This is a genomic window from Bradyrhizobium guangzhouense, from assembly GCF_004114955.1.
GTDB classification, from domain to species: Bacteria; Pseudomonadota; Alphaproteobacteria; order Rhizobiales; family Xanthobacteraceae; genus Bradyrhizobium; species Bradyrhizobium guangzhouense.
Map to the genome: position 1 here is coordinate 2,709,264 of NZ_CP030053.1, position 19,431 is coordinate 2,728,694.

Sequence of the window (19,431 nt, forward strand, 5' to 3'; positions counted from 1 at the left end):
TGTGTGCTTCTCGCTGTCTTCTCGGATATCCACGGCAACCGGCAGGCGTTCGAGGCGTGCCTGAAGGTGGCCCGCGCCAGGGCTGCGGAGCGGTTCATCCTGCTCGGTGATTTCGTCGGTTATGGTGCCGACCCGGAATGGGTCGTTGACACCGCCATGGATCTGGTCGCCCATGGCGCCGTCGCCGTGCGCGGCAACCATGACGAAGCCGTCAACACCACCACCGAAAGCATGAACAACGAGGCTCAGATCGCGATCGAGTGGACCCGCGGGCGGCTCGACGCGGCGCAGCGGCGGTTCCTGGCTGAACTGCCGATGCTGGTGGAGGACAGCGATCGCCTGTTCGTGCATTCGGAAGCCTCGAGCCCCAAGCGCTGGCATTATGTCCGCTCGACCACGGATGCCGCCAAGAGCTTGATCGCAACGCCGGCCCACGTCACATTCTGCGGCCATATCCATCGGCCCGCGCTCTATTCGATGTCGGTGACGGCGAAGATGACGAGTTTCGTGCCCAAGACCGATGTGTCGGTGCAACTGCTGCGCGGCCGGCAATGGCTCGTGGTGCTCGGCTCGGTCGGCCAGCCGCGCGATGGCGACCCAGCCGCATCTTTCGTGCTGTTCGACACTGTCTCGTGCCAGGTCACCTATTGCCGCGTGCCCTACGACATCGCGAGCGCGGCAAACAAGATCCGCGAGAACGGCCTGCCGCCCTGGCTCGCCGACCGGCTGTCGCAGGGGCGCTAGAGGCCGATGCCCAAATCCCTGATCAAGTCAGGCGCTGTCATCGACGGCTACACGATCGGCGAGTGCGTCCATGCCGGCGGCATGGCGACGCTGTGGACGGTCACCCATCCCGGTATCGATGGCCCGCTGCTGATGAAGGTCCCGCGGGCCTCCGAAGGCGAGGACCCCGCCGCGATCGTCTCGTTCGAGATGGAGATGATGATCCTGCCGCGACTCGCCGGCCCGCACGTGCCGCACTGTTATGGCACCGGCGATTTTGCGCACCAGGCCTACGCCGTGATCGAGCGCATTCCCGGCACCACGCTCTACAAGCGGCTGCCTGATCTGCCGCTGCCTTACGAGGAGGCGCGGCTGCTGGTTGCCAGGATCGCGGCTGCGCTCGCCGATCTGCACCGCCAGAACGTGATCCATCACGACATCAAGCCGAGCAGCGTCATGTTCCGGGATAGCGGCGAGGCCGTGCTGATCGATTACGGCCTGTCGCACCACGATCACCTGCCCGACCTGCTGCAGGCGGAGTTCCGTCTGCCTTACGGCACCGCGCCCTACATGGCGCCGGAGCGGCTGTTGGGCGTGCGCGACGATCCGCGCAGCGACCTGTTCTCGCTCGGCGTGCTGCTGTACTTCTTCACGACCGGCGAACGTCCGTTCGGCGAGGGCGAGACGCTGCGCGCGATGCGACGGAGGCTGTGGCGCGATCCGCATCCGCCGCGAAGCTTGCGCGCCGACTATCCGCCCTGGCTCCAGGAAGTGGTGCTGCGGTGTCTCGAGATCGAGCCGGTCCGGCGCTATCCGACTGCCACGCAGCTGGCCTTCGATCTCGCTCATCCTGATCAGGTCAGGCTGACCGCGCGTTCGGAGCGGATGAAGCGCGATCCCCTGAGCGTGGCCTGGCGGCGCCGTTTCAACCAGGATGCCGCGCAGCCGCGGGCGAAGCCGGATGTCGCCGAGCAGATCGCCTCGAGCCCGATCCTCGCGGTCGCGCTCGATACGGTGGAAGGTGAGCCGGAGCTGAACGAGGCGCTGCGCGTCACCACGGAGCGCATTCTCGCCACGCTGCCGTCAGCGCGGCTCGCTTGCATCAATGTGTTGAAGCTCAACCGCATCGCCATCGACAAGACGCTGGACGAGCAGGGCTCCAACAAGCATATCGATCGCCTGGTCGCGCTCCGGCATTGGGCGACGCCCCTCAAGCTCGACGAGAGCCGGCTGTCGGTTCACGTGCTGGAGGCGGTCGATCCGGCCACGGCGCTGCTGGAATTCGCCGAGGTCAACCAGGTCGACCACGTCATCATCGGCGCCCGGCAGAGCTCATTCAGGCGCACATTGCTTGGCAGCGTCTCGGCCAAGGTGGCGGCGGAGGCGACCTGCACCGTCACCGTGGTGCGGCCACCGCGGATGGCTGTTGCCAAACCGGACGCTGGCGTGGTGTGGGGCTAGGAAAGAGTCACGCCGCGTGTGCGGTGTGGACCGAGCGCTTGCGACGGATCGGCCAGGTGAAGTGCGGGCCGGCCTCGCCGTGATCCGCATTGCCGCCGAAGTACTGAATGATCTCACGGCAGGGCTCGCAGTTGAAGAGGTTACGCGACGCGGACGCCTTGGTCATTTCCTTCAGGCAGTTCGGGCAGTGCGGTTTCATTGGTTTAGTCCAAAAAAGAATTTCAATGCCGGCGCGGTGACCGGAACGGGTGGTCCAGGTCCACAGTCTCGGCGCCCGGATCGTCGTGCATGTCGCCGTCGCTGCGTTCGAGCCGACCGAAGAAATAGTCGAGGTTCGGATGCGGACGGCGCGGGATGCGACACCTGCGTTTCGGCTGACGCTTGACCAGGGAGATCTGCATGGCGTCAGATCCGGTTGCGACGCGCCGAACGTGCCGGGACCCGCACCGGTCCGGCCGATGGGCCGAACACAACGAACGCACAAAAACCAATCCACAACGCCACGCCAGTCCAGACCAGGGTCGTCGTCATGATGTGCTCCTGTCAAATCAGGCAGGAATCACTTGCGGTGATTTGCACGAATCAGGGAAGTCCGGACGAGTACGGGTCGCGGTTGCAATTTTAGGCATTGCGCGTCGCAACACCCGTAAAGGCCGCAGATTTGCGAGCGCGTAGTGCCCGTCAGATGGCCTCGCCGCGAGCCCCGAGCGCCGCGTTGCGGATCGCTGCAATATTATTCTTGTAGGCTTCCTGCGTGCCGCCCTTGAACACGGAGGTGCCGGCGACGAAGGCGTTGGCGCCGGCCGCTGCCAGCGCGCCCGCGACGTCGGGGCCGACGCCACCATCGACCTCGATGTCAACGGGACGTCCCGCCGTCATCGCGCGAATGTCGCGGATCTTGCCGATTGCGGAGGGGATGAAGGCCTGGCCGCCGAAGCCGGGATTGACCGACATCACCAGCACGAGATCGACGAGATCGACCACATATTCGAGCACGCTGATCGGCGTGCCCGGATTGAGCGAGACGCCGGCCTTCTTGCCGAGCGCGCGGATGGCCTGGAGCGAGCGGTGCAAATGCGGACCCGCCTCGGCATGCACGGTGATGTGGTCGCAGCCGGCCTTGGCGAAGGCCTCGAGATAGGGGTCGCAGGGCGAGATCATCAGATGCGCATCGAACACCTTCCTGGTGTGCGGGCGCATCGCCTTGATGACGTCAGGGCCGTAGGAGATGTTGGGGACGAAGTGCCCGTCCATCACGTCGAGATGGATCCAGTCGGCGCCGGCCGCATCCACCGCGCGGACCTCCTCGCCGAGCCTGGAGAAATCCGAGGCCAGGATCGAGGGCGCGATGGCCAGGGGGCGGTGGGCGAAAGCTTGGGTCATGGCGCTGTTTCCCGGGACGGCAAGGGCGAATGGCCTCGCCTAACATGGGCCTCACAGCCGGGCAATGCAGGGGCGGTGAGCTTCCTGTGGGCGGAAATTTCTGCCGCCGGCGGCATGAATTGCCGATGGTCCCGCTCCCCGCAAAGGGCGGACGGGCCGGATTTCATTGAGCTTTTTCGCTGGCACGACGCTTGCTGACCTCAATGGCCGGAACATTGGCCGCGGCATGCCGCATGGGTTGGAGTTGTGCAATGTTGTTCGCGCTTGGTGCCGTCTCGACTGCGCTTGATGCCATTCAATCGCTGACGAGCTCGAAATCGTCCTCGACGCAGCAGACGGGATCGTCAGGAGGCGCGACCAATCCGTTTGCGATCGACAGCAGCAACAGCATCAGCAGTTCAACCAGCAGTGCAGCTCCGTCGGTGAATGCGGGCTACTATCCGCAGATCTCGCCGGACACGATGAATGCGTTGTTCGCAGCACAAAGCCAGTCGAATTCATCGACCGGTTCCACATCGTCGAGCGCGACCTCGACGAGCCGGGATGACGCGCTGAAGGATCTGTTCTCGAAGCTCGACGCCAATGGCGATGGCCAGATCAGCAAGTCCGAGTTCGAGAACGCGCTCGGCGCCGGCGGCACCAATCTGGCGCAGGCCGACGACGTGTTCTCCAAGCTCGATACCAACTCCGACGGCAGCGTCAGCCTCGATGAGATGTCCAAGGCGCTGAAGGGCGCCGGCCATCACGGCGGGCACCACCACGCCCACGCGGCGAGCGGCTCGGGCGATGCGTCGGGCAGCGGTTCGGATTCCTCGTCATCATCGTCGAGCGGCGGGTCGACCTCGACCACCACGACCGGCGCCGACGGCTCGACCACCACCACCGTCACCTATGCCGACGGTTTCAAGATGACGACGACGGTGCCGGGCGCTTCCAGCTCGCAAGGCGGCGCCGGCGGCGGCAATTCGCCTTATGACTGGTTCGGCCAGATGATGCAGCGCCAGGCCCAGACCGCAGCGGGCTCCGCAGCCTCATCGATGTCGATGAGCGTGTAAGCGCGCGTCCACTGTCGTCGCCCGGCTCGACCGGGCGACCCAGTCCGCCGCGGCGTCTCGCTTCAATGACAATCGCTTCTGGAATACTGGATCGCCCGGTCTTCGCCGGGCGATGACACCTGCCTTGAGGAGAGAACGCGCCTTCCCCTCACTAGCCAAACCGGTCCTTCCACGCGGGCTGCGCGCCGGGGAACGGCAGCGCGGTCGCGTTGTAGACGCCGCGGGCGATGGCGCGGGCGACCACGTTGGCGGCGACCATGCCGAGCTCGGTGAGGCCAACGATTGGATCGATCGGCTTGGCGCATGTCGCGGCGGCGAACAGCACGTCACCATCGGTCGGGGCATGCACCGGATAGATCGCGCGCGCAAAGCCGGTATGCGCGATCATCGCCAGCCGCTTGGCCTGGGGCTTGGTCAGCACCGCATCGGTGACGACGATGCCGATCGTGGTGTTCTCGCGCTCGGTTGCGGCAGGGCCGCCCTTGATGCGCAGCTTGAGCATGTCATCGGCGAATGTGCCGGGCAGTCCACGGCCGCCGAACTCGCCGCCGACCTCGAACGGTGCCGCCCAGAACCACGGTCCGTCGCCGACGGTGGCGCTGCCGACGGCATTGACGGCGATGAGCGCTGCGACCTTGACGCCGCCGCTGGTGACGGCGGATGCCGACCCGAGCCCGCCTTTGAACGTCGCGGTGGTGGCTCCAAGGCCCGCACCGACGCTGCCGAGCGCAAACTCGCTTCCGGCTGAGGCGGCTGCGGCATAGCCGAGATCGCGATAGGGCGCGAAGCGGCCCCATGCCTTGTCGCCGCCGTTGAGCAGATCGAACAGGATCGCACCCGGCACGATCGGGATCAGCGCCTCGCGGACGCGGAAGCCGCGGCCCTGCTCGGCGAGCCAGGCCTGGATGCCGCCGCCGGTCTCGATGCCGAAGGCAGAGCCGCCCGACAGCGCGATCGCGTCGACGCGCTCGACCGTATTGGCAAGGCCGAGCAGCGCGTCCTCGCGCGTGCCGGGGCCGCCGCCGCGGATGTCGATTGCCGCAACCGCCGGCTCATCGAACACGATCGCCGTCGCGCCAGACGCAAGCTTTGCGTCATCGGCGTGGCCGACGCGGACGCCGGCAATATCGGTGAGGAGGTTTTTCAAGGACGGCGCTCCATGCGGCTGGCACGGTCTCAGCGATAGCGCACGGGAGCGGCGCGCTCAACTCGCCAGCGCCGTCCTGAGCATCTTGGCGAGCTCCGACTTGCGGTAGGGCTTGGCCAGCAGCAGCACGCCGGAATCGAGCCGGCCATGGTGGACGATGGCGTTTTCCGTGTAGCCCGAGGTGAACAGCGTCTTCAGCTCCGGTCGCCGCCGTGTCGCCTCGTCGGCGAGCTGGCGGCCGTTCATGTTGCCGGGCATGATGACGTCGGTGAAGAGCAGATCGATGTCCCTGTCGGCATCGATGATGACCAGGGCTTCGGCGGCGTTGGCCGCCTCGAGCGCGGCATAGCCGAGGCTCTTGACCTGGGTCACCACATACTGCCGCACCAGCGCGTCGTCCTCGACGATCAAGATCTTCTCGTCTCCGCCGGCGATGGGCACGTTCTGAAGCTGCTCGTATTCGGTCTCCTGCACGCCGGTGGATCGCGGCAGGTAGATCTTCACGCTCGTGCCGTGGCCTTCCTCGCTGTAGATCTTGATGTGTCCGCCGGACTGCTTGACGAAGCCGAACACCATGCTGAGGCCGAGGCCCGTGCCCTTGCCGACCTCCTTGGTGGTGAAGAACGGATCGAACACCCGCTCCAGCAGCGCGGCCGGAATGCCCGAGCCGGTGTCGCTGACCGCGATCATCACGTAATTGCCGGCGACGACATCGGGATTCATGCTGGCATAGCCGTCGTCGAGGAAGATGTTGCGGGTCTCCAGCACCAGCGTGCCGCCGTCGGGCATGGCGTCGCGCGCGTTCAGGGCGAGATTGAGGATCGCAGTCGAAAGCTGGCTCGGGTCGATCAGCGCCGGCCAGGCGTCCTCGGTGAGCTGCGGCATGATCGTGATCTGCTCGCCGAGCGTCGGATGCAGCAGCTTTGCGGCCTCCAGCACCAGCGCATTGACGTCGATCTCGCGCGGCTGGAGCGGCTGTTTGCGGGCGAACGCGAGCAGATGCTTGGTCAGCTGGGCGCCGCGCTCGGCGGCGTCGTCGATCAGCTTGGTGATGGCGGCAAGCTCGGGCCGGTCGGCGACCGCGTCCGCCAGAATGCCGATCGTGCCGGTGATGACGGTGAGCACGTTGTTGAAGTCGTGGGCGACGCCGCCGGTCAGTTGGCCGATGGAATCCATCTTCTGCGCCTGCCGGAACTGGGCTTCGGCAGCCTGCTTCTCGGTCAGGTCGCGGCCGATGAAGAAATGGCGCTTGACCGGTTCTGACCAGTTTCCAACCCAGTTCAGCGAGACCTCGTGACCGTCATAGTGGTAATAGCGCGCCTCGAAGCTGCGCTTGGTCTGACCGCGTCGCGCAACACGCATCTCTTCGCGCGTCCTGTCCAGATCGTCGGGATGGATGAACTCGGTCGCGCTGTGCCCGATCATGTCCTCGGGGCTGAAGCCGAGGATATCCTTCACGCTCGGGCTGACCTGGATGAAATTGCCGTATCCATCGGTGACCAGGATCAGGTCCTGCGAGGTCTCGAAGATGCGCTCGCGTTCCTCGATCTCGCGGCGCAGCTTCTCGCGCGATTGCTTTTCCTCGGTGATGTCGTGGGCGATCTTGGAGGCGCCGATGATCTCGCCATTGTCCGATCGCAGCGGCGAGACGTTCAGGACGACATCGATCTGCCTGCCGTCCTTGCGGATGCGGACGGTCTCGTGCTGCGCGATCGACTCGTTGCTGCTGATGCGGTTGAGAAGACCCCTGGCTTCGGCCTTGCGGTCATCAGGCACCACGAGATAGATCGACTGGCCGATGGCTTCAGTGGCCGAATAGCCGAACAGGCGCTCGGCAGCCCTGTTCCAGCCCGTGATGCGGCCGTCGAGCGACTCGGTGATGATGGCATCGTTGGAGGATTCGACCACGGCGCCGTAGAGCGCGAGGCGCTTGCCGTAATAGTCGCGCTCGAACGCCGATTGCTCGCGCAGCCGGCCGAGGAGGCCGACCGTGGTTGCCTGGAGGCGGACGTTCTCGATCAAGAGCACGGCGAGCACGAAGCTCGCGGCGCCCAGGCCGTAGATGCGTCCGGCATAGAAGCCGAGGTCGTAGCGCGCGACATTGACGATGGCCGACAGCGCGATGTCGAACAGCCAGGCGCACATCGTGACCATCAGCCAGACGTCGATCACGGTATGCGGCTTGCGGAACCACAGCGTGATGAGCGCCGCGAAGCTCAAGGACCAGATGAAGGACACGACGCCGATCATGGTGGCGGTGTAGCGACCATCTCTCAGCATGACCGGCAGCAGATCGTGCCGCGCGGTGACGGTCCAGCCGACGAGGATCATCGCGACGATCACGCCGAGGGCAACGAACAGGATGGTACGCCCGGTTGGTCCGTCGACCTTGTTGCCGCCGTTGCTATCCTTCAGCCATGCATAGGCCAGCACGAACAACGGGAATCCGCCGTGCCAGATCATGTACAGCCAGACCGTCGTCTGGGGGCCGGCGCCCAGCAGGCCGGTGGGCGAGAACAGTCCAGGAAAGGTGAGGGCATGGGTCACCGCCGCGGCTGCGGTGAACAGATACCCGATCGAGAGCAGCAGCAACGCGCGGCTGCGCAGGACCGTGAATTGCGACAGCAGCAGAACCGCGGTAATGATGTCGCTGACGGCGAGCGCCGACTGGTAGCTGGCCACGAAGGCCGGCACCTGGATCAGGGGGGTTCCCGCAAAGGGGACAATCAGCGCGAACAGGATCGCGGAGATACCGACGATCGCCAACGCTGCAGTGCGATCGCTCTGCGTGGCCGGCAAGGTCGAAAGGAATGTGCTTCGGTCGTTTCTGGCGTGCACGTTGACCTCTCGCAGGGGCAGCATGGGTAGTCCACGTGACTTCATTGGCCGGCAGCCTTGAGAGTCGGCCTTGGCGTGTCGGCCCTGGCCTCCATGGTAACCGGCTCTGGGCGCGTGTCCCGAGGGGATATGCCCACGACTCAACCGAGGGTTACAGCTTACTTAACTCGGCCAGGGAATCGGAATAGGGAATCGGTAAGGTTGGCTTTACTGGACGGACCCATACTGCCTTGCGGTACGTCGCCGCTTGAATTGAACCAATTAATGATGCGAATCCGGGAGTTGTTCCCATGCCCCGTGTCCTTGTTGTGGATGACCAGAAGGACGTCCGCGCCATGGTCTCGATCGTCCTTCGGGTCAACCATTATGACGTGGTTGAAGCCGAGAGCGGTGTCGCTGGCCTGAAGGCCTTTGGCGAAGAGGTTTTCGACGCCGCCATTGTCGACATTTTCCTGACTGACACCAGCGGTATCGAGGTCATGGCCGCCATTCGTGAGCGGGTTCCCGGATTTCCGATTGTGGCGGTGTCGGGCATGACGACACTGGATTTCATCGGTGAGGCGCCGGGTCTCGATGGCGTGGTCTGCCTGCAAAAGCCGTTTCGGCCGAACGACCTGCTGCAAGCGCTCCGGAAGGCACAGGCAGCGGCGGGCGGCGAACTGTCTGCAGCCGTCTGACCAGGCTTGCAAAAAGAAAACGCCCCGGCGAACCGGGGCGTTGACGTCAATCTGACCAAAAGGTCAGGTGCCTGTCTTAGGTGCCGTTGGCATTGAGCTCGGCGTAGCCGCCCTTGGCGTCCCACTTGTAGACGACATAGTCGATCTGCTTGATGTCGCCCTTGGCGTCATATTCCAGCGGACCGAGCACCGTATCCCACTTGCCGGCCTTGATGGTCTCCATGACTTTCTTGGCATCGGTGGTGCCGGCCTTCTTGACGGCCTGCGACCAGACCTGCAGCGCGGCATAGGTGTAGAGCGTGTAGCCCTCCGGATCGATGCCCTTGGCCTTGAAGGCCTCGACGATCTTCTTCGCGGTCGGCTTGTTGCGCGGATCGGGACCGAAGGTGAACAACGTGCCTTCGCCGGCCGGGCCCGTGATCGAGGCGTATTCCTTGTCGGCCAGCGCGTCACCCGACATCAGGATCGTCTTCATGCCCTGGTCGCGCATCTGGCGCAGGATCAGGCCGGCTTCCTGGTGATAGCCGCCGACATAGACGAGGTCGATGTTCTCCTTCTTCAGGCGCGAGACGATCGCGTTGAAGTCCTTGTCGCCCTTGTTGTAGGACTCATTGAGCTTCTCGGTGATGCCGGCCTTGTTGAGCGCCTTCTTGGTCTCATCCGCCAGACCCTTGCCGTAGGTGGTCTTGTCGTTGAGAATCGCGATGTTCTTGCCCTTGAAGTTCTTGGCAATGAACTGCGCCGCGATCAGGCCCTGCTGATCGTCACGGCCGCAGACGCGCGCCACGTTCCAGAGCTTGCGCTCGGTGAACAGCGGGTTGGTCGAGGCGGGCGTGATCTGGAGGACGTTACCGTCGGCATACGCTTCCGAAGCCGGGATCGACGACGACGAGCAGAAGTGGCCGGCGACGAACGGGATCTTCGCGCCCGCGATCTTTTCGGCAACCGAGCGGGCCTGCTTGGGATCGCAGGCATCGTCCTCGGCATCGAGCGCCAGCTTCTTGCCGGCAACGCCGCCGGCGGCGTTGATGTCGGCCACCGCCAGGTCGGCGCCGTTCTTCATCTGGCGGCCGAAGGCGGATTCGGTACCGGTCATCGGGCCCGCGACTGCGATGGTGAGGTCGTCTGCGAACGCCGCCGTCGACAGCGCAACGGAAGCGCCGAATGCCAGACCGATGAGTGTCAGTGATTTCATGAGATACCTCGCGGGTGATCGTCTGTGGGAGTTGCCGGGCAAGCCCGGTCCAAACCGGCGCCATTCTTCAATGAATTTTTCGAGAAGTCACCGGCAAAATACGGGCAATTGCAAAGATATCTCGCCGTATTTGGCCGCACGCGAGGGCCGTCAGGCTTGCCGGCCGCCTTCCAGGTAGGCCGCGCGAATCTCGGGGCGCTGCAGCAACTCGGTGCCGGTCCCGGCCAGCGTGATCAGGCCGTTGACCATGACATAGCCGCGGTGGGCCAGTTTCAATGCATGGTTGGCGTTCTGCTCGACGATGAGGACGGTCAGGCCGTCCTGGCGGTTCAGGGTGCGGATCGCATCGAAGATCTGCCGCGCGATGAGCGGTGCGAGCCCCAGCGAGGGTTCATCCAGCATCAGCAGGCGCGGGCGGCTCATCAGCGCCCGGCCGATGGCGAGCATCTGCTGCTCGCCGCCCGACAGGGTTCCGCCGCGCTGCGTGACGCGTTCCTTCAACCGTGGGAACAGCGCGAACACGCGCTCCAGGGTGCTTTCCCGCTCCGCCTCCGTGCAATCGGTGGCATCGGCGCCCATCTGGAGGTTTTCCGCGACGCTCATGCGCGGGAAGATGCGGCGGCCCTCCGGTGATTGTGCGATGCGCAGATGCGCAATCTGATGGGTGGGGACGGAGGAAATGTCTTTGCCGTCGAACAGGATCTGGCCGGCGCGGGCGCGCGGCTTGCCGAAGATCGTCATCATCAGCGTCGACTTGCCGGCGCCGTTGGCGCCGATCAAGGCGACGATCTCGCCGGCATTGATCTCGACGTCGACGCCTTTCAGCGCCTCGATCTTGCCGTAGGCGGCGCGCAAGCCGCGGATCGCGAGCAGGGGAGCGGCAGCCGTCACGATCCGCTCTCCATCACGGCCGCAGCCTCTTCCTCGTCGGTGCCGAGATACGCGGCGATCACCTTTGCGTCGTCGCGCACCTCCCGCGGCGATCCTTGCGCGATCTTCACGCCATGGTCCATCACCACGATGTGGTCCGAGATCTCCATCACAACCGACATATCGTGCTCGATCAGCAGGATCGAGGTGCCGAGCTCGCCGCGGATCGACTGCAGCAGCTCGCTCAGCGATGCACTCTCGCGTGCATTCAGACCAGCGGCGGGCTCGTCCAGGCAGAGCAGCGCGGGCTCGGTGCACATCGCGCGCGCGATCTCGAGCCGGCGCTGATCGCCATAGGCGAGGTTGCCTGCGGCATCGTCGGCGCGGTCGAGCAGATTGATCCGTTTGAGCCAGTCGGTCGCGAGCGCGATCGCGCGCGTTTCGGCATCGCGATAGGTCGGGACGCCGATCAGGCCGAGGAACGTAAAGCCCGATGCGCGCATCAAGGCGTTGTGCTGCGCCACCATCAGGTTCTCGAGCGCCGTCATGCCGGGAAACAGACGGATGTTCTGGAAGGTTCGGGCGACCTTGGCCTGCTTGGCGATGCGGAAGTCGTTCAGCCGCTCCAGCGCGGTCTGCCTGCCGTCGTCATGGTTGAGACGAATGGCGCCGCCGGTCGGCTTGTAGAAGCCGGTGATGCAGTTGAACACCGTGGTCTTGCCTGCGCCGTTCGGTCCGATCAGCGCGGTGATCTTCCCCCGTTCGGCTGCAAACGACAGATCCTGCACGGCGATGATGCCGCCGAAGCGCATTGTGAGCCGGTCGACGCTGAGAATGGGTTCGCCGCTCATCCGTGGCCCTCCTTGACGAGGTCGGAGGAGATCGCCTGCGCCTTGGTCAGATACACGGTCGGCGCGCGATGGCCGATGATGCCGCGCGGCCGCCAGATCATGATCAGCACCATGGCCATGCCGAACACCAGCATGCGGTAGGTCTCGAGGCTGCGGAACAGCTCGAAGCCGCCGATCATGGTGAGGGCGGCGAGCGCGACACCGAGCTGCGAGCCCATGCCGCCGAGCACGACGATGGCGAGCACCAGCGCCGATTCCTGGAAGGTGAAGGATTCCGGGCTGATGAAGCCCTGGCGTGTTGCGAAGAACGCGCCAGCAAATCCACCGAACATCGCGCCGGTGGCGAACGCCGTGAGCTTCGTGGTCGTGGTGTTGATGCCGAGGGCGCGGCAGGCGACCTCGTCCTCGCGCAGCGCTTCCCAGGCGCGGCCGATCGGCAGACGGCGCAGGCGGATCGTCACCCAGTTGGTGAGCAGCGCCAGCGCCAGGATCAGATAGAACAGGAAGACGATGCGATGGGTCGGCGAGTAGTCGATGCCGAGCTTGGCGGCGAGCCCGTCATCGCTGTTGTCGAGCGGGATGCCGAACATGGTAGGGCGGGGGATGTCGGATATGCCGTTGGGTCCGCCGGTCAGATCCTGCCAGTTGAGGATAACGAGCCGGATGATCTCGCCGAAGGCGAGGGTCACGATGGCGAGATAGTCGCCGCGCAGCCGCAGCACCGGAAAGCCGAGCATGACCCCCCAGATCGCGGCAAGCATGCCGGCGAGCGGCAGGCAGACCCAGAACGACCAGCCAAAATTGGTGGCGAGCAGCGCATAGGAATAGGCACCCACCGCGTAGAAGGCGACATAGCCGAGGTCGAGCAGGCCGGCGAGCCCGACCACCACGTTCAGGCCCCAGCCGAGCATCACATAGGTGAGTACGAGGATGCCGAGGTCGAGGATATAACGCTGATTATAGAAGATCACTGGCACGAGCAGGGTGAAGACGAGCAGAGCCGGACCAAGGAAGCGGCCAGCCAGCGACAGGCTACGCTGGACCGGCGCTGGCACGAGCTTTTCCGCGCCGATCGGTCCGAGCCATTGCCGCAGCAGCTCGATGACGATGGAGCCGCCGAACACGAGGCCGACGATGGAGGCGAGATCGCCGAAGCGCGTCCACCAGGTCAGCTGGCCGTCGGAACCAGCCTCGGTGCGGATGCCGATCATCAGCGAGAACAGCACCAGCGCAACGCAAGCGCTGAGGAAGGCTTTTTTCAGGATGAACGGAATGCCCGCCGTGCGGCCGGCATGCGTGGTTTCGGTTGAAAGGGCTGTCACGCGAGCGGCCCGTCAGACTTTTTCGACTTCGGGCCGACCAAGCAGACCGGTCGGCATGAAAATCAGCACGATGATCAGGATCGAGAAGGCGGCGACGTCCTTGTACTCCACCGAGAAATAGGCCGACCAGAAGGTCTCGATCAGGCCGATCGCGAGCCCACCCAGCACGGCGCCGGGCAGCGAGCCGATGCCGCCCAGCACCGCTGCGGTGAACGCCTTGATCCCTGCGACGAAGCCCATGAAGAAATCGACCTGGCCGTAATAGAGCAGGTACATCATGCCCGCGACCGAGGCGAGCGCCGCGCCGATCACGAAAGTCATGGAAATAGTTCGATCGACGTCGACGCCGAGCAGCGCGGCCATGGTCTGGTCCTGCTCGCACGCCCGCATGTCGCGGCCGAGGCGTGTCCGCGAGACGAGCCAGGTGAACATGGCCAGCAGCACGATGGTGACCAGCACGACCATGATCTGCATGTTGGAGAGCTGCACCGCAAAGCCCTCGGGGCCTTCATGCAGCGTGTAGCCGCCCGTGATGATCGGCGGGACCGGCTTGACGCGGGCGCCTTGCGCCACTTGCGAATAGTTCGTCAGCACGAAGGACATGCCGATCGCCGACAGCATCGGCGCGAGCCGGAAGGAGTGCCGCAGCGGCCGATAGGCGATGCGCTCGACGGTCCAGCCATAGAGTGCGGTGACCGCCATCGCGACCAGCAGGACGAGCAGCAGGATCAGTGGGATCGCAGTCAGACCGAGCGAGACCAGGAGCAGGAAGGATATGAGTGCGATGAAGCCGCCGATCATGAAGATGTCGCCATGGGCGAAATTGATCATGCCGACGATGCCGTAGACCATCGTGTAGCCGATCGCGATCAGACCGTAGATGGAGCCGAGCACGAGGCCGTTGATGAGCTGCTGGGCGAAATAATCCATAGGCTGCCGTTACCAAACATGACGTTGAAAGGGAGCGCTTCGAGAGAGTACTGACGTTTCTTCCCGGGCCCCGGCAGCCCCTTCTTCTTCCCGTTTTGTAACAGGAGGGAACTGGCGGCCGCAACTGGGGATGCCTTGGCATAAAGGCTTGTACAGAATTGATTTCGGTTGCGGTTGCCGGGTCCCGGTTCCGCACCTGCGAGGAACCGGGTTCCGCAGAGCAACCAAAAACCCCGCCGGCAGTTGTCTCCCTACTGACGTCCAACAAGGGAGTTTTCCCCCATGACGAAGCAGCAGAACCAGAATCCGGGCCAGCAGAACCAGAGCCCCGGCCAGCAGCGCCCGGGCCAGCAACCGGGGCAGCAGCAAGGCGGCGGTCAGAAACCCGGACAGCAGCAGCAGCACGATCCGATGCGCCAGGGCGACAAGCCCGGCCAGCAGCAGGGCGGCAAGCAGGACAACAGACTGGATTGAACGACCAGGGAGTAGCGTTGTGTGGGCCCCGCCGAAAGGCGGGGCTTTTTCTTGGGATGAACCGCCCAGCCGGGCGATTAAGGTAAATAAAGGGTTTAAATTGCCGCCGCAGTCCGGTGCGAGTTAGCTCCCGGCAAAGCCTTACCTCGAAGGCGTGTAGACGAAGCGGGAAGCGGCATGTTCAGGAATTGGCGGATCGGCTCGGTCAACGGCGCGCTGCTGGCGGCTTATTTCATCCCGGCCTGGACGATGGTCGCCTTCAACATCTTTGTGGCGCCAGTGCATGGCCTCTACGAACGGCCGAGCGTCGCCGTCGCGCTGTTCCTCAGCGACCAGCTGCAAATGTCCGGCCTGAGCACGGTGCGCGCCGCCTGGCTGCTGGCGCTGGGACGGCTGACCGTGGTGGGATTCTTCGCGATCTATCTCGCGCTTCTGGCCATTCCACGCACCCGCAGGAGCGGGGCCAGCGACGAGGCGCTCGGCATTGCGCTCGCGATCGGTAGCCTGATCTCGTTCGCGAGCATGGTGATGGCCTCGAAGGTCCACGAAATGGCGGCGCTGCGGCTCCACGCCACCGAGCTGCTGTTGCTGCTTGGCGCCGCGATCGTGCTGCTGATCGAGCGGCCGGCGGCAGCGCCGACAACGGTTGCCGTTCCGGATACCGCGCCGCTAGCCTTTGACGAGGCCGAGCTCCTGCACAATCGCTGACGCCTCCTTGACGGCGTGGTTCGCCGCCGGGACGCCGCAATAGATCGCCTGCTGCAGCAGGATTTCCTTGATGTCGTCGGGGGTGAAGCCGCCCTCCGCCAGCGCCGCGCGCACGTGCAGGCGGAATTCATCCCATTGTCCGAGCGCGACCATGGTGCCGATGACAAGCACGCGCCGCGTCCGCTCGTCGAAATGCGGCCGGGTCCAGATCTCGCCCCAGGCATAGCGCGTGATCATGTCCTGGAAATCGGTGTTGAAGGCGTTGCGGTTCGCGATCGATTTGTCGACCCAGGCGTTGCCCAGCACTTTTCGGCGTACGGTCATGCCGGCATCGCGGCGCTTCTGGTCGTCCATGTTGCTTCCTCCGGTTGACGATGGGCGCATTCAGCGCTGCGTCAAAAATCCCACCACCGCGTCGGTGAAGGCGTGCGGCTGCTCGACATTGGAAATGTGGGCGGCGTCGATGATGGTCATGCTGGCGACGGGAATGTTGGAGCGGATCAGCTCGGCTGCCGAGATCGGCGTTGCCACGTCGTGGCGGCCGGCGATCACCAGCGTCGGGCTCTTGATCTTGGGCAGCAGCGCGCGCTGGTCGAGCGTCGATAGCGCCTCGCAGCAGGCGAGATAGCCCTCGACCGGGGTGGCGACCAGCATCGCCTTCATCCTGGCGGTGATCCCGGGCTCGCGCTCGCGAAAATCCTGCGTCAGCCAGCCTGCGATCACGCCATCGGCCACCGCCGCGATGCCGCCCTTCTTCACGGCGTCGATGCGCTCCAGCCATTTGGTCGGCTCGGCATAGTAGCAGGAGGTGTTGGCGAGGATGAGCTTGCCGAATCTTTCGGGCGCGTTGGCGCCCAGCCATTGCCCGACCATGCCGCCCATCGATAGACCGCACCAATGCACTTTCTCGATGTTGAGGTCGTCGAGGATGGCGAGCACGTCGCGGCCGAAGCGCTCCATCGTATAGGGGCCGGGCGGAACGTTGGACTTGCCGTGGCCGCGGCGATCGTAGCGGATGACGCGGAACACCTGCGTCAGCGCCTTCATCTGCGGCTCCCACATCTGCAGCGTGCAGCCGAGCGAGTTGGAGAGCATCAAGGTCGGCCCGCCGTCGCGGCCCTCGACGGAGACGTTGATCAGGCAACCGTCGGCATCGATCATGGGCATGCGGCGTCTCCGTTTGTCTTTATTCGCGGTCGAGGTTGTCGAGCAGGCGATCAATCAAGGCCTGCGATGCGCCTTGATAGGCCATCGGCTCGAACAAAGCCGCAATTTTTTCCGGCGTCAGATGCGCAGTGACCTGCGAATCGGCCGAGAGCACCTCGCGCAGGTGCTTCTTCTCGGCGACCGCGCGCTTGCTCGCGGCTTCGATGAGGTGATGCGCGTCGCTCTTGCCGATCTTGTCGGCCAGCGCAAAGGTGACGGCTTCCGCCATGATCAGCCCGTGCGTCGCATCGAGGTTGCTGCGCATGCGCGCGGCATCGACGTCGAGGCCTTCGGCGATGTCGACGATGGCGGCCAGCGCGCCCGATGTGACCAGCATCAATTGCGGCAGCGTCGGCCATTCCGCGTGCCAGGGGCCGGCGCTGCGCTCGTGGTCCTGCACCTGGGCGGCAAGAATCGTAGCAGTGAGCTGGGGAGCCATGGTCGCGCAGCCGAGCGCGCTTGCGGCTGCGACGGGGTTGCGCTTGTGCGGCATGGTCGAGGAGCTGCCGCGGCCTTCGCCGGCCGGTTCGAAGGCTTCGCCGACGTCGGTCTGCATCATCAGCGAGACGTCGCGTGCGATCTTGCCGCAGCTGCCGGCGAGAATCGCAAGGCTTGAGGCCGCTTCGGCGATGCGGTCGCGATGGGTGTGCCAGGGCGCATCCGGCAGCGGCAGGTTCAGCTCCTGCGCCAGCCGTTCGGATACCGCGAGCCCCTTGTCGCCGAGCGCTGCGAGCGTGCCGGCGGCGCCGCCGAATTGCAACGCGAGGCCCTCGCGGCGGAGCCGCCGCAGGCGGCAGCGGGCGCGGGCGAGGCTCGATGCATATTCGGCGGCCTTCAGCCCGAACGGCATCGGCAGCGCGTGCTGCAGCCAGGTCCGCGCCACCATCGCCGTGCTGCGATGGGCGCGCGCCAGCGCGGCAAAGCCCGTGATGGCGCGGCTGAGGTCAGCATCCAGCGCATCGATGGCGGCACGAAGCGTCAACATGGTCGCGGTGTCGATGACGTCCTGGCTGGTCGCGCCCCAATGCACGTAGCGGGCGGCCTCGACGTCGGCCTTGCCGACATTGGCGGTCAGCATCTTGACCAGGGGGATCGCGAGATTGCCGGACCGGGTCGCGGCCTCGGCCAGCGCGGCCACGTCGAAGCGATCGGCCTTGCAGACCGTTTCGATCGGCCCCACTGCCGACGGGGGGATCACGCCGGTGGCGGCCTCGGCCCGAGCCAGGGCCGCCTCGAAATCGAGCATGTTCTGCAGCGTGGTTCGGTCGTCGCAGACGGCGCGCATGGCTGCGCTCGACAGCATCGGCGCAAGCAGGGGGGAGAGGGCTGTGCTCATGTTGCGCAAGTCCGGGGGAGAGACCTAATCACCATGATCAGGCTCTGCCAATCCCTGACGATCGGCACAAGACTTTTTGCAGGTGCGAATATGCATCCCACGTGACCGCGGGCTACCCTTTTCTTTGCGGCCTTCGTGCGTTACTTGAGCATCCCACCTTTTGCGATCCCGGAGGCACCCCATGGCCATGACAATGAACGGCGAAGTCCAGCTTGCGGCGCCGCGCGAGGCCGTATGGGAGAAGCTCAACGACCCCGCTGTGCTGAAGGCCTGCATCCCCGGCTGCGAGGAGCTGGAGAAGACCGAGGACGGCGGCTTTCGCGCCACCGCGAAAATGAAGGTCGGTCCGGTCTCGGCGCGCTTCAAGGGCAAGGTGATGCTCTCGGATCTCGACCCGCCGAACGGCTACAAGATCTCGGGCGAAGGCGAGGGCGGGGTGGCCGGCTTCGCCAAGGGCGGCGCCGCGGTGAGGCTCGCCGAGAAGGATGGCGGCACGCTGCTTTCCTATGACGTCGAGGCGCAGATCGGCGGCAAGTTGGCGCAGCTCGGGCAGCGCCTGATCAACGGCACCGCCAAGAAGCTGGCGGACGAATTTTTCGCGAATTTCGCCAAGGCGGTACAGGGCTGACGGCTCTTGCTTTTCGTCATGGCGCCTTGCGCCTGGGGCAATGTTGCCCCCGGCCATAATGGCCCATATGATGGGTTGGAATAATTATAAGAAAGAACCGCTTCGACGGGACCCGTCGGGGCGCTGACAGAGAGTGCTTATGGCAAAAATCTCCCTCATCGTGAACGGCAATCCTGTTACCGGCAATGTCGACCCGCGCACGCTTCTGGTGCAGTTCCTGCGCGAGAATCTGCGCCTGACGGGCACCCATGTCGGCTGCGACACCTCGCAGTGCGGCGCCTGCGTCGTGCATCTCGACGGCAAGGCCGTGAAGTCCTGCACCACGCTGGCCGTGATGGCCGATGGCCACGAGGTCAAGACCATCGAAGGACTGGCTGCCGACGGCGCGCCGCTGCATCCGATGCAGGAAGCCTTCCGCGAGCACCACGGCCTGCAATGCGGCTTCTGCACGCCGGGCATGATCATGACCGCGATCGATATCGTGCACCGCAAGGGCCACGAGCTCGACGACCATACGATCCGGGAAGAGCTGGAAGGCAATCTCTGCCGCTGCACCGGCTACCAGAACATCGTCGCCTCGATCGCCGCCGGCGCGAAGGCGATGGCGAAATCCGATCTCGCGTAACC

At 64.9% G+C, this 19,431-nt stretch carries 22 protein-coding genes; 8 read left to right on the top strand and 14 right to left on the bottom strand.

Going from position 1 to position 19,431, the window contains the following annotated elements; translation table 11 throughout:
* The first annotated feature begins 3 nt into the window (after positions 1–3).
* Both XH91_RS12965 and XH91_RS12970 read left to right on the top strand, forming a co-directional pair.
* Positions 4–744, top strand: a complete 741-nt coding sequence (locus XH91_RS12965; RefSeq protein ID WP_128950963.1) for a metallophosphoesterase family protein — start codon at positions 4–6, stop codon at positions 742–744.
* A 6-nt stretch (positions 745–750) separates the two neighbouring features.
* On the top strand, positions 751–2,184 hold the full coding sequence (locus XH91_RS12970; RefSeq protein ID WP_128950964.1) for a serine/threonine protein kinase: 1,434 nt from the start codon (positions 751–753) through the stop codon (positions 2,182–2,184).
* A gap of 7 nt (positions 2,185–2,191) precedes the next feature.
* Here XH91_RS12970 and XH91_RS12975 read toward each other — a convergent pair whose 3' ends face one another.
* The 4 genes from XH91_RS12975 to rpe all read right to left on the bottom strand — a co-directional run bounded on the left by XH91_RS12975 (position 2,192) and on the right by rpe (position 3,567).
* Positions 2,192–2,383, bottom strand: coding sequence for a hypothetical protein (locus XH91_RS12975; RefSeq protein ID WP_128950965.1), 192 nt, complete (start codon positions 2,381–2,383; stop codon positions 2,192–2,194).
* A 22-nt stretch (positions 2,384–2,405) separates the two neighbouring features.
* Positions 2,406–2,585 (bottom strand): hypothetical protein, encoded by a 180-nt coding sequence (locus tag XH91_RS12980; RefSeq protein ID WP_128950966.1) that lies wholly within the window; start codon positions 2,583–2,585, stop codon positions 2,406–2,408.
* A gap of 4 nt (positions 2,586–2,589) precedes the next feature.
* Positions 2,590–2,715 (bottom strand): hypothetical protein, encoded by a 126-nt coding sequence (locus tag XH91_RS39890; protein ID WP_283810004.1) that lies wholly within the window; start codon positions 2,713–2,715, stop codon positions 2,590–2,592.
* Positions 2,716–2,865: 150 nt separating this feature from the next.
* Positions 2,866–3,567, bottom strand: a complete 702-nt coding sequence (gene rpe / locus XH91_RS12985; RefSeq protein ID WP_128950967.1) for a ribulose-phosphate 3-epimerase — start codon at positions 3,565–3,567, stop codon at positions 2,866–2,868.
* A gap of 251 nt (positions 3,568–3,818) precedes the next feature.
* Between rpe and XH91_RS12990 the strand changes: the two genes are divergently transcribed.
* Complete coding sequence (locus tag XH91_RS12990; protein ID WP_128950968.1) at positions 3,819–4,622, top strand: EF-hand domain-containing protein; 804 nt, start codon at positions 3,819–3,821, stop codon at positions 4,620–4,622.
* Between the two features lie 151 nt (positions 4,623–4,773).
* Here the strand turns inward: XH91_RS12990 and XH91_RS12995 are convergent, their stop codons facing one another.
* Together XH91_RS12995 and XH91_RS13000 are read right to left on the bottom strand one after the other, a co-directional pair.
* The gene (locus tag XH91_RS12995; protein ID WP_128950969.1) at positions 4,774–5,769 is read right to left on the bottom strand and encodes a P1 family peptidase; all 996 of its coding nucleotides are present in this window, start codon (positions 5,767–5,769) and stop codon (positions 4,774–4,776) included.
* Between the two features lie 57 nt (positions 5,770–5,826).
* Positions 5,827–8,631 (bottom strand): PAS domain S-box protein, encoded by a 2,805-nt coding sequence (locus tag XH91_RS13000; protein WP_164938284.1) that lies wholly within the window; start codon positions 8,629–8,631, stop codon positions 5,827–5,829.
* Between the two features lie 266 nt (positions 8,632–8,897).
* On the opposite strand from XH91_RS13000, the gene XH91_RS13005 reads away from it, so the two are divergent.
* A complete protein-coding gene (locus XH91_RS13005; protein WP_128950971.1) occupies positions 8,898–9,284 on the top strand; it encodes a response regulator in 387 nt (128 codons plus the stop codon).
* A 76-nt stretch (positions 9,285–9,360) separates the two neighbouring features.
* On the opposite strand, the gene XH91_RS13010 is transcribed toward XH91_RS13005, so the two are convergent.
* From XH91_RS13010 to XH91_RS13030, 5 genes are all read right to left on the bottom strand, one after another.
* Positions 9,361–10,479: a branched-chain amino acid ABC transporter substrate-binding protein gene (locus XH91_RS13010; protein WP_128950972.1), complete on the bottom strand. Its 1,119-nt coding sequence runs from the start codon at positions 10,477–10,479 to the stop codon at positions 9,361–9,363.
* Positions 10,480–10,629: 150 nt separating this feature from the next.
* Positions 10,630–11,370: an ABC transporter ATP-binding protein gene (locus tag XH91_RS13015; protein WP_128950973.1), complete on the bottom strand. Its 741-nt coding sequence runs from the start codon at positions 11,368–11,370 to the stop codon at positions 10,630–10,632.
* Positions 11,367–12,200, bottom strand: coding sequence for an ABC transporter ATP-binding protein (locus XH91_RS13020; protein ID WP_128950974.1), 834 nt, complete (start codon positions 12,198–12,200; stop codon positions 11,367–11,369). Before XH91_RS13020 ends, XH91_RS13015 begins: the two co-directional genes overlap by 4 nt.
* Complete coding sequence (gene livM / locus XH91_RS13025; RefSeq protein WP_128950975.1) at positions 12,197–13,522, bottom strand: high-affinity branched-chain amino acid ABC transporter permease LivM; 1,326 nt, start codon at positions 13,520–13,522, stop codon at positions 12,197–12,199. Before livM ends, XH91_RS13020 begins: the two co-directional genes overlap by 4 nt.
* Positions 13,523–13,534: 12 nt before the next feature.
* The gene (locus XH91_RS13030; RefSeq protein WP_128950976.1) at positions 13,535–14,452 is read right to left on the bottom strand and encodes an ABC transporter permease subunit; all 918 of its coding nucleotides are present in this window, start codon (positions 14,450–14,452) and stop codon (positions 13,535–13,537) included.
* A gap of 282 nt (positions 14,453–14,734) precedes the next feature.
* Here XH91_RS13030 and XH91_RS38805 point away from each other — a divergent pair, with 282 nt between their 5' ends.
* Positions 14,735–14,926 (top strand): hypothetical protein, encoded by a 192-nt coding sequence (locus tag XH91_RS38805; protein ID WP_057748885.1) that lies wholly within the window; start codon positions 14,735–14,737, stop codon positions 14,924–14,926.
* 177 nt (positions 14,927–15,103) lie between these two features.
* Positions 15,104–15,634: a hypothetical protein gene (locus tag XH91_RS13040; protein ID WP_128950977.1), complete on the top strand. Its 531-nt coding sequence runs from the start codon at positions 15,104–15,106 to the stop codon at positions 15,632–15,634.
* On the opposite strand, the gene XH91_RS13045 is transcribed toward XH91_RS13040, so the two are convergent.
* From XH91_RS13045 to XH91_RS13055, 3 genes are read right to left on the bottom strand one after another with little or no spacing between them, the layout of a single operon-like run.
* Positions 15,596–15,988, bottom strand: a complete 393-nt coding sequence (locus XH91_RS13045) for a carboxymuconolactone decarboxylase family protein (protein WP_128950978.1) — start codon at positions 15,986–15,988, stop codon at positions 15,596–15,598. The two genes, XH91_RS13040 and XH91_RS13045, sit on opposite strands and share 39 nt — an antisense overlap.
* 30 nt (positions 15,989–16,018) lie before the next feature.
* A complete protein-coding gene (gene pcaD, locus XH91_RS13050; protein ID WP_128950979.1) occupies positions 16,019–16,801 on the bottom strand; it encodes a 3-oxoadipate enol-lactonase in 783 nt (260 codons plus the stop codon).
* 19 nt (positions 16,802–16,820) lie between these two features.
* Positions 16,821–18,176: a 3-carboxy-cis,cis-muconate cycloisomerase gene (locus tag XH91_RS13055; RefSeq protein ID WP_128950980.1), complete on the bottom strand. Its 1,356-nt coding sequence runs from the start codon at positions 18,174–18,176 to the stop codon at positions 16,821–16,823.
* A gap of 181 nt (positions 18,177–18,357) precedes the next feature.
* On the opposite strand from XH91_RS13055, the gene XH91_RS13060 reads away from it, so the two are divergent.
* Positions 18,358–18,804 carry an SRPBCC family protein gene (locus tag XH91_RS13060; RefSeq protein WP_128950981.1) on the top strand — a complete coding sequence of 149 codons (447 nt, stop codon included), beginning with the start codon at positions 18,358–18,360 and terminating at the stop codon, positions 18,802–18,804.
* Between the two features lie 139 nt (positions 18,805–18,943).
* Complete coding sequence (locus tag XH91_RS13065; RefSeq protein ID WP_057748873.1) at positions 18,944–19,429, top strand: (2Fe-2S)-binding protein; 486 nt, start codon at positions 18,944–18,946, stop codon at positions 19,427–19,429.
* Positions 19,430–19,431: the final 2 nt, after the last annotated feature.

Coding starts and splice junctions, on each gene's coding strand:
- XH91_RS12990 (WP_128950968.1), top strand. CDS start 3,819: ATGTTGTTCGCGCTTGGTGCCGTCTCGACTGCGCTTGATGCCATTCAA.
- XH91_RS13010 (WP_128950972.1), bottom strand. CDS start 10,479: ATGAAATCACTGACACTCATCGGTCTGGCATTCGGCGCTTCCGTTGCG.
- XH91_RS13040 (WP_128950977.1), top strand. CDS start 15,104: ATGTTCAGGAATTGGCGGATCGGCTCGGTCAACGGCGCGCTGCTGGCG.
- XH91_RS13055 (WP_128950980.1), bottom strand. CDS start 18,176: ATGAGCACAGCCCTCTCCCCCCTGCTTGCGCCGATGCTGTCGAGCGCA.
- XH91_RS13005 (WP_128950971.1), top strand. CDS start 8,898: ATGCCCCGTGTCCTTGTTGTGGATGACCAGAAGGACGTCCGCGCCATG.
- XH91_RS12975 (WP_128950965.1), bottom strand. CDS start 2,383: ATGAAACCGCACTGCCCGAACTGCCTGAAGGAAATGACCAAGGCGTCC.
- XH91_RS13065 (WP_057748873.1), top strand. CDS start 18,944: ATGGCAAAAATCTCCCTCATCGTGAACGGCAATCCTGTTACCGGCAAT.
- XH91_RS13000 (WP_164938284.1), bottom strand. CDS start 8,631: ATGCTGCCCCTGCGAGAGGTCAACGTGCACGCCAGAAACGACCGAAGC.
- XH91_RS12980 (WP_128950966.1), bottom strand. CDS start 2,585: ATGCAGATCTCCCTGGTCAAGCGTCAGCCGAAACGCAGGTGTCGCATC.
- XH91_RS12970 (WP_128950964.1), top strand. CDS start 751: ATGCCCAAATCCCTGATCAAGTCAGGCGCTGTCATCGACGGCTACACG.
- XH91_RS13020 (WP_128950974.1), bottom strand. CDS start 12,200: ATGAGCGGCGAACCCATTCTCAGCGTCGACCGGCTCACAATGCGCTTC.
- XH91_RS13060 (WP_128950981.1), top strand. CDS start 18,358: ATGGCCATGACAATGAACGGCGAAGTCCAGCTTGCGGCGCCGCGCGAG.
- pcaD (WP_128950979.1), bottom strand. CDS start 16,801: ATGCCCATGATCGATGCCGACGGTTGCCTGATCAACGTCTCCGTCGAG.
- XH91_RS13030 (WP_128950976.1), bottom strand. CDS start 14,452: ATGGATTATTTCGCCCAGCAGCTCATCAACGGCCTCGTGCTCGGCTCC.
- XH91_RS13045 (WP_128950978.1), bottom strand. CDS start 15,988: ATGGACGACCAGAAGCGCCGCGATGCCGGCATGACCGTACGCCGAAAA.
- XH91_RS39890 (WP_283810004.1), bottom strand. CDS start 2,715: ATGACGACGACCCTGGTCTGGACTGGCGTGGCGTTGTGGATTGGTTTT.
- XH91_RS38805 (WP_057748885.1), top strand. CDS start 14,735: ATGACGAAGCAGCAGAACCAGAATCCGGGCCAGCAGAACCAGAGCCCC.
- rpe (WP_128950967.1), bottom strand. CDS start 3,567: ATGACCCAAGCTTTCGCCCACCGCCCCCTGGCCATCGCGCCCTCGATC.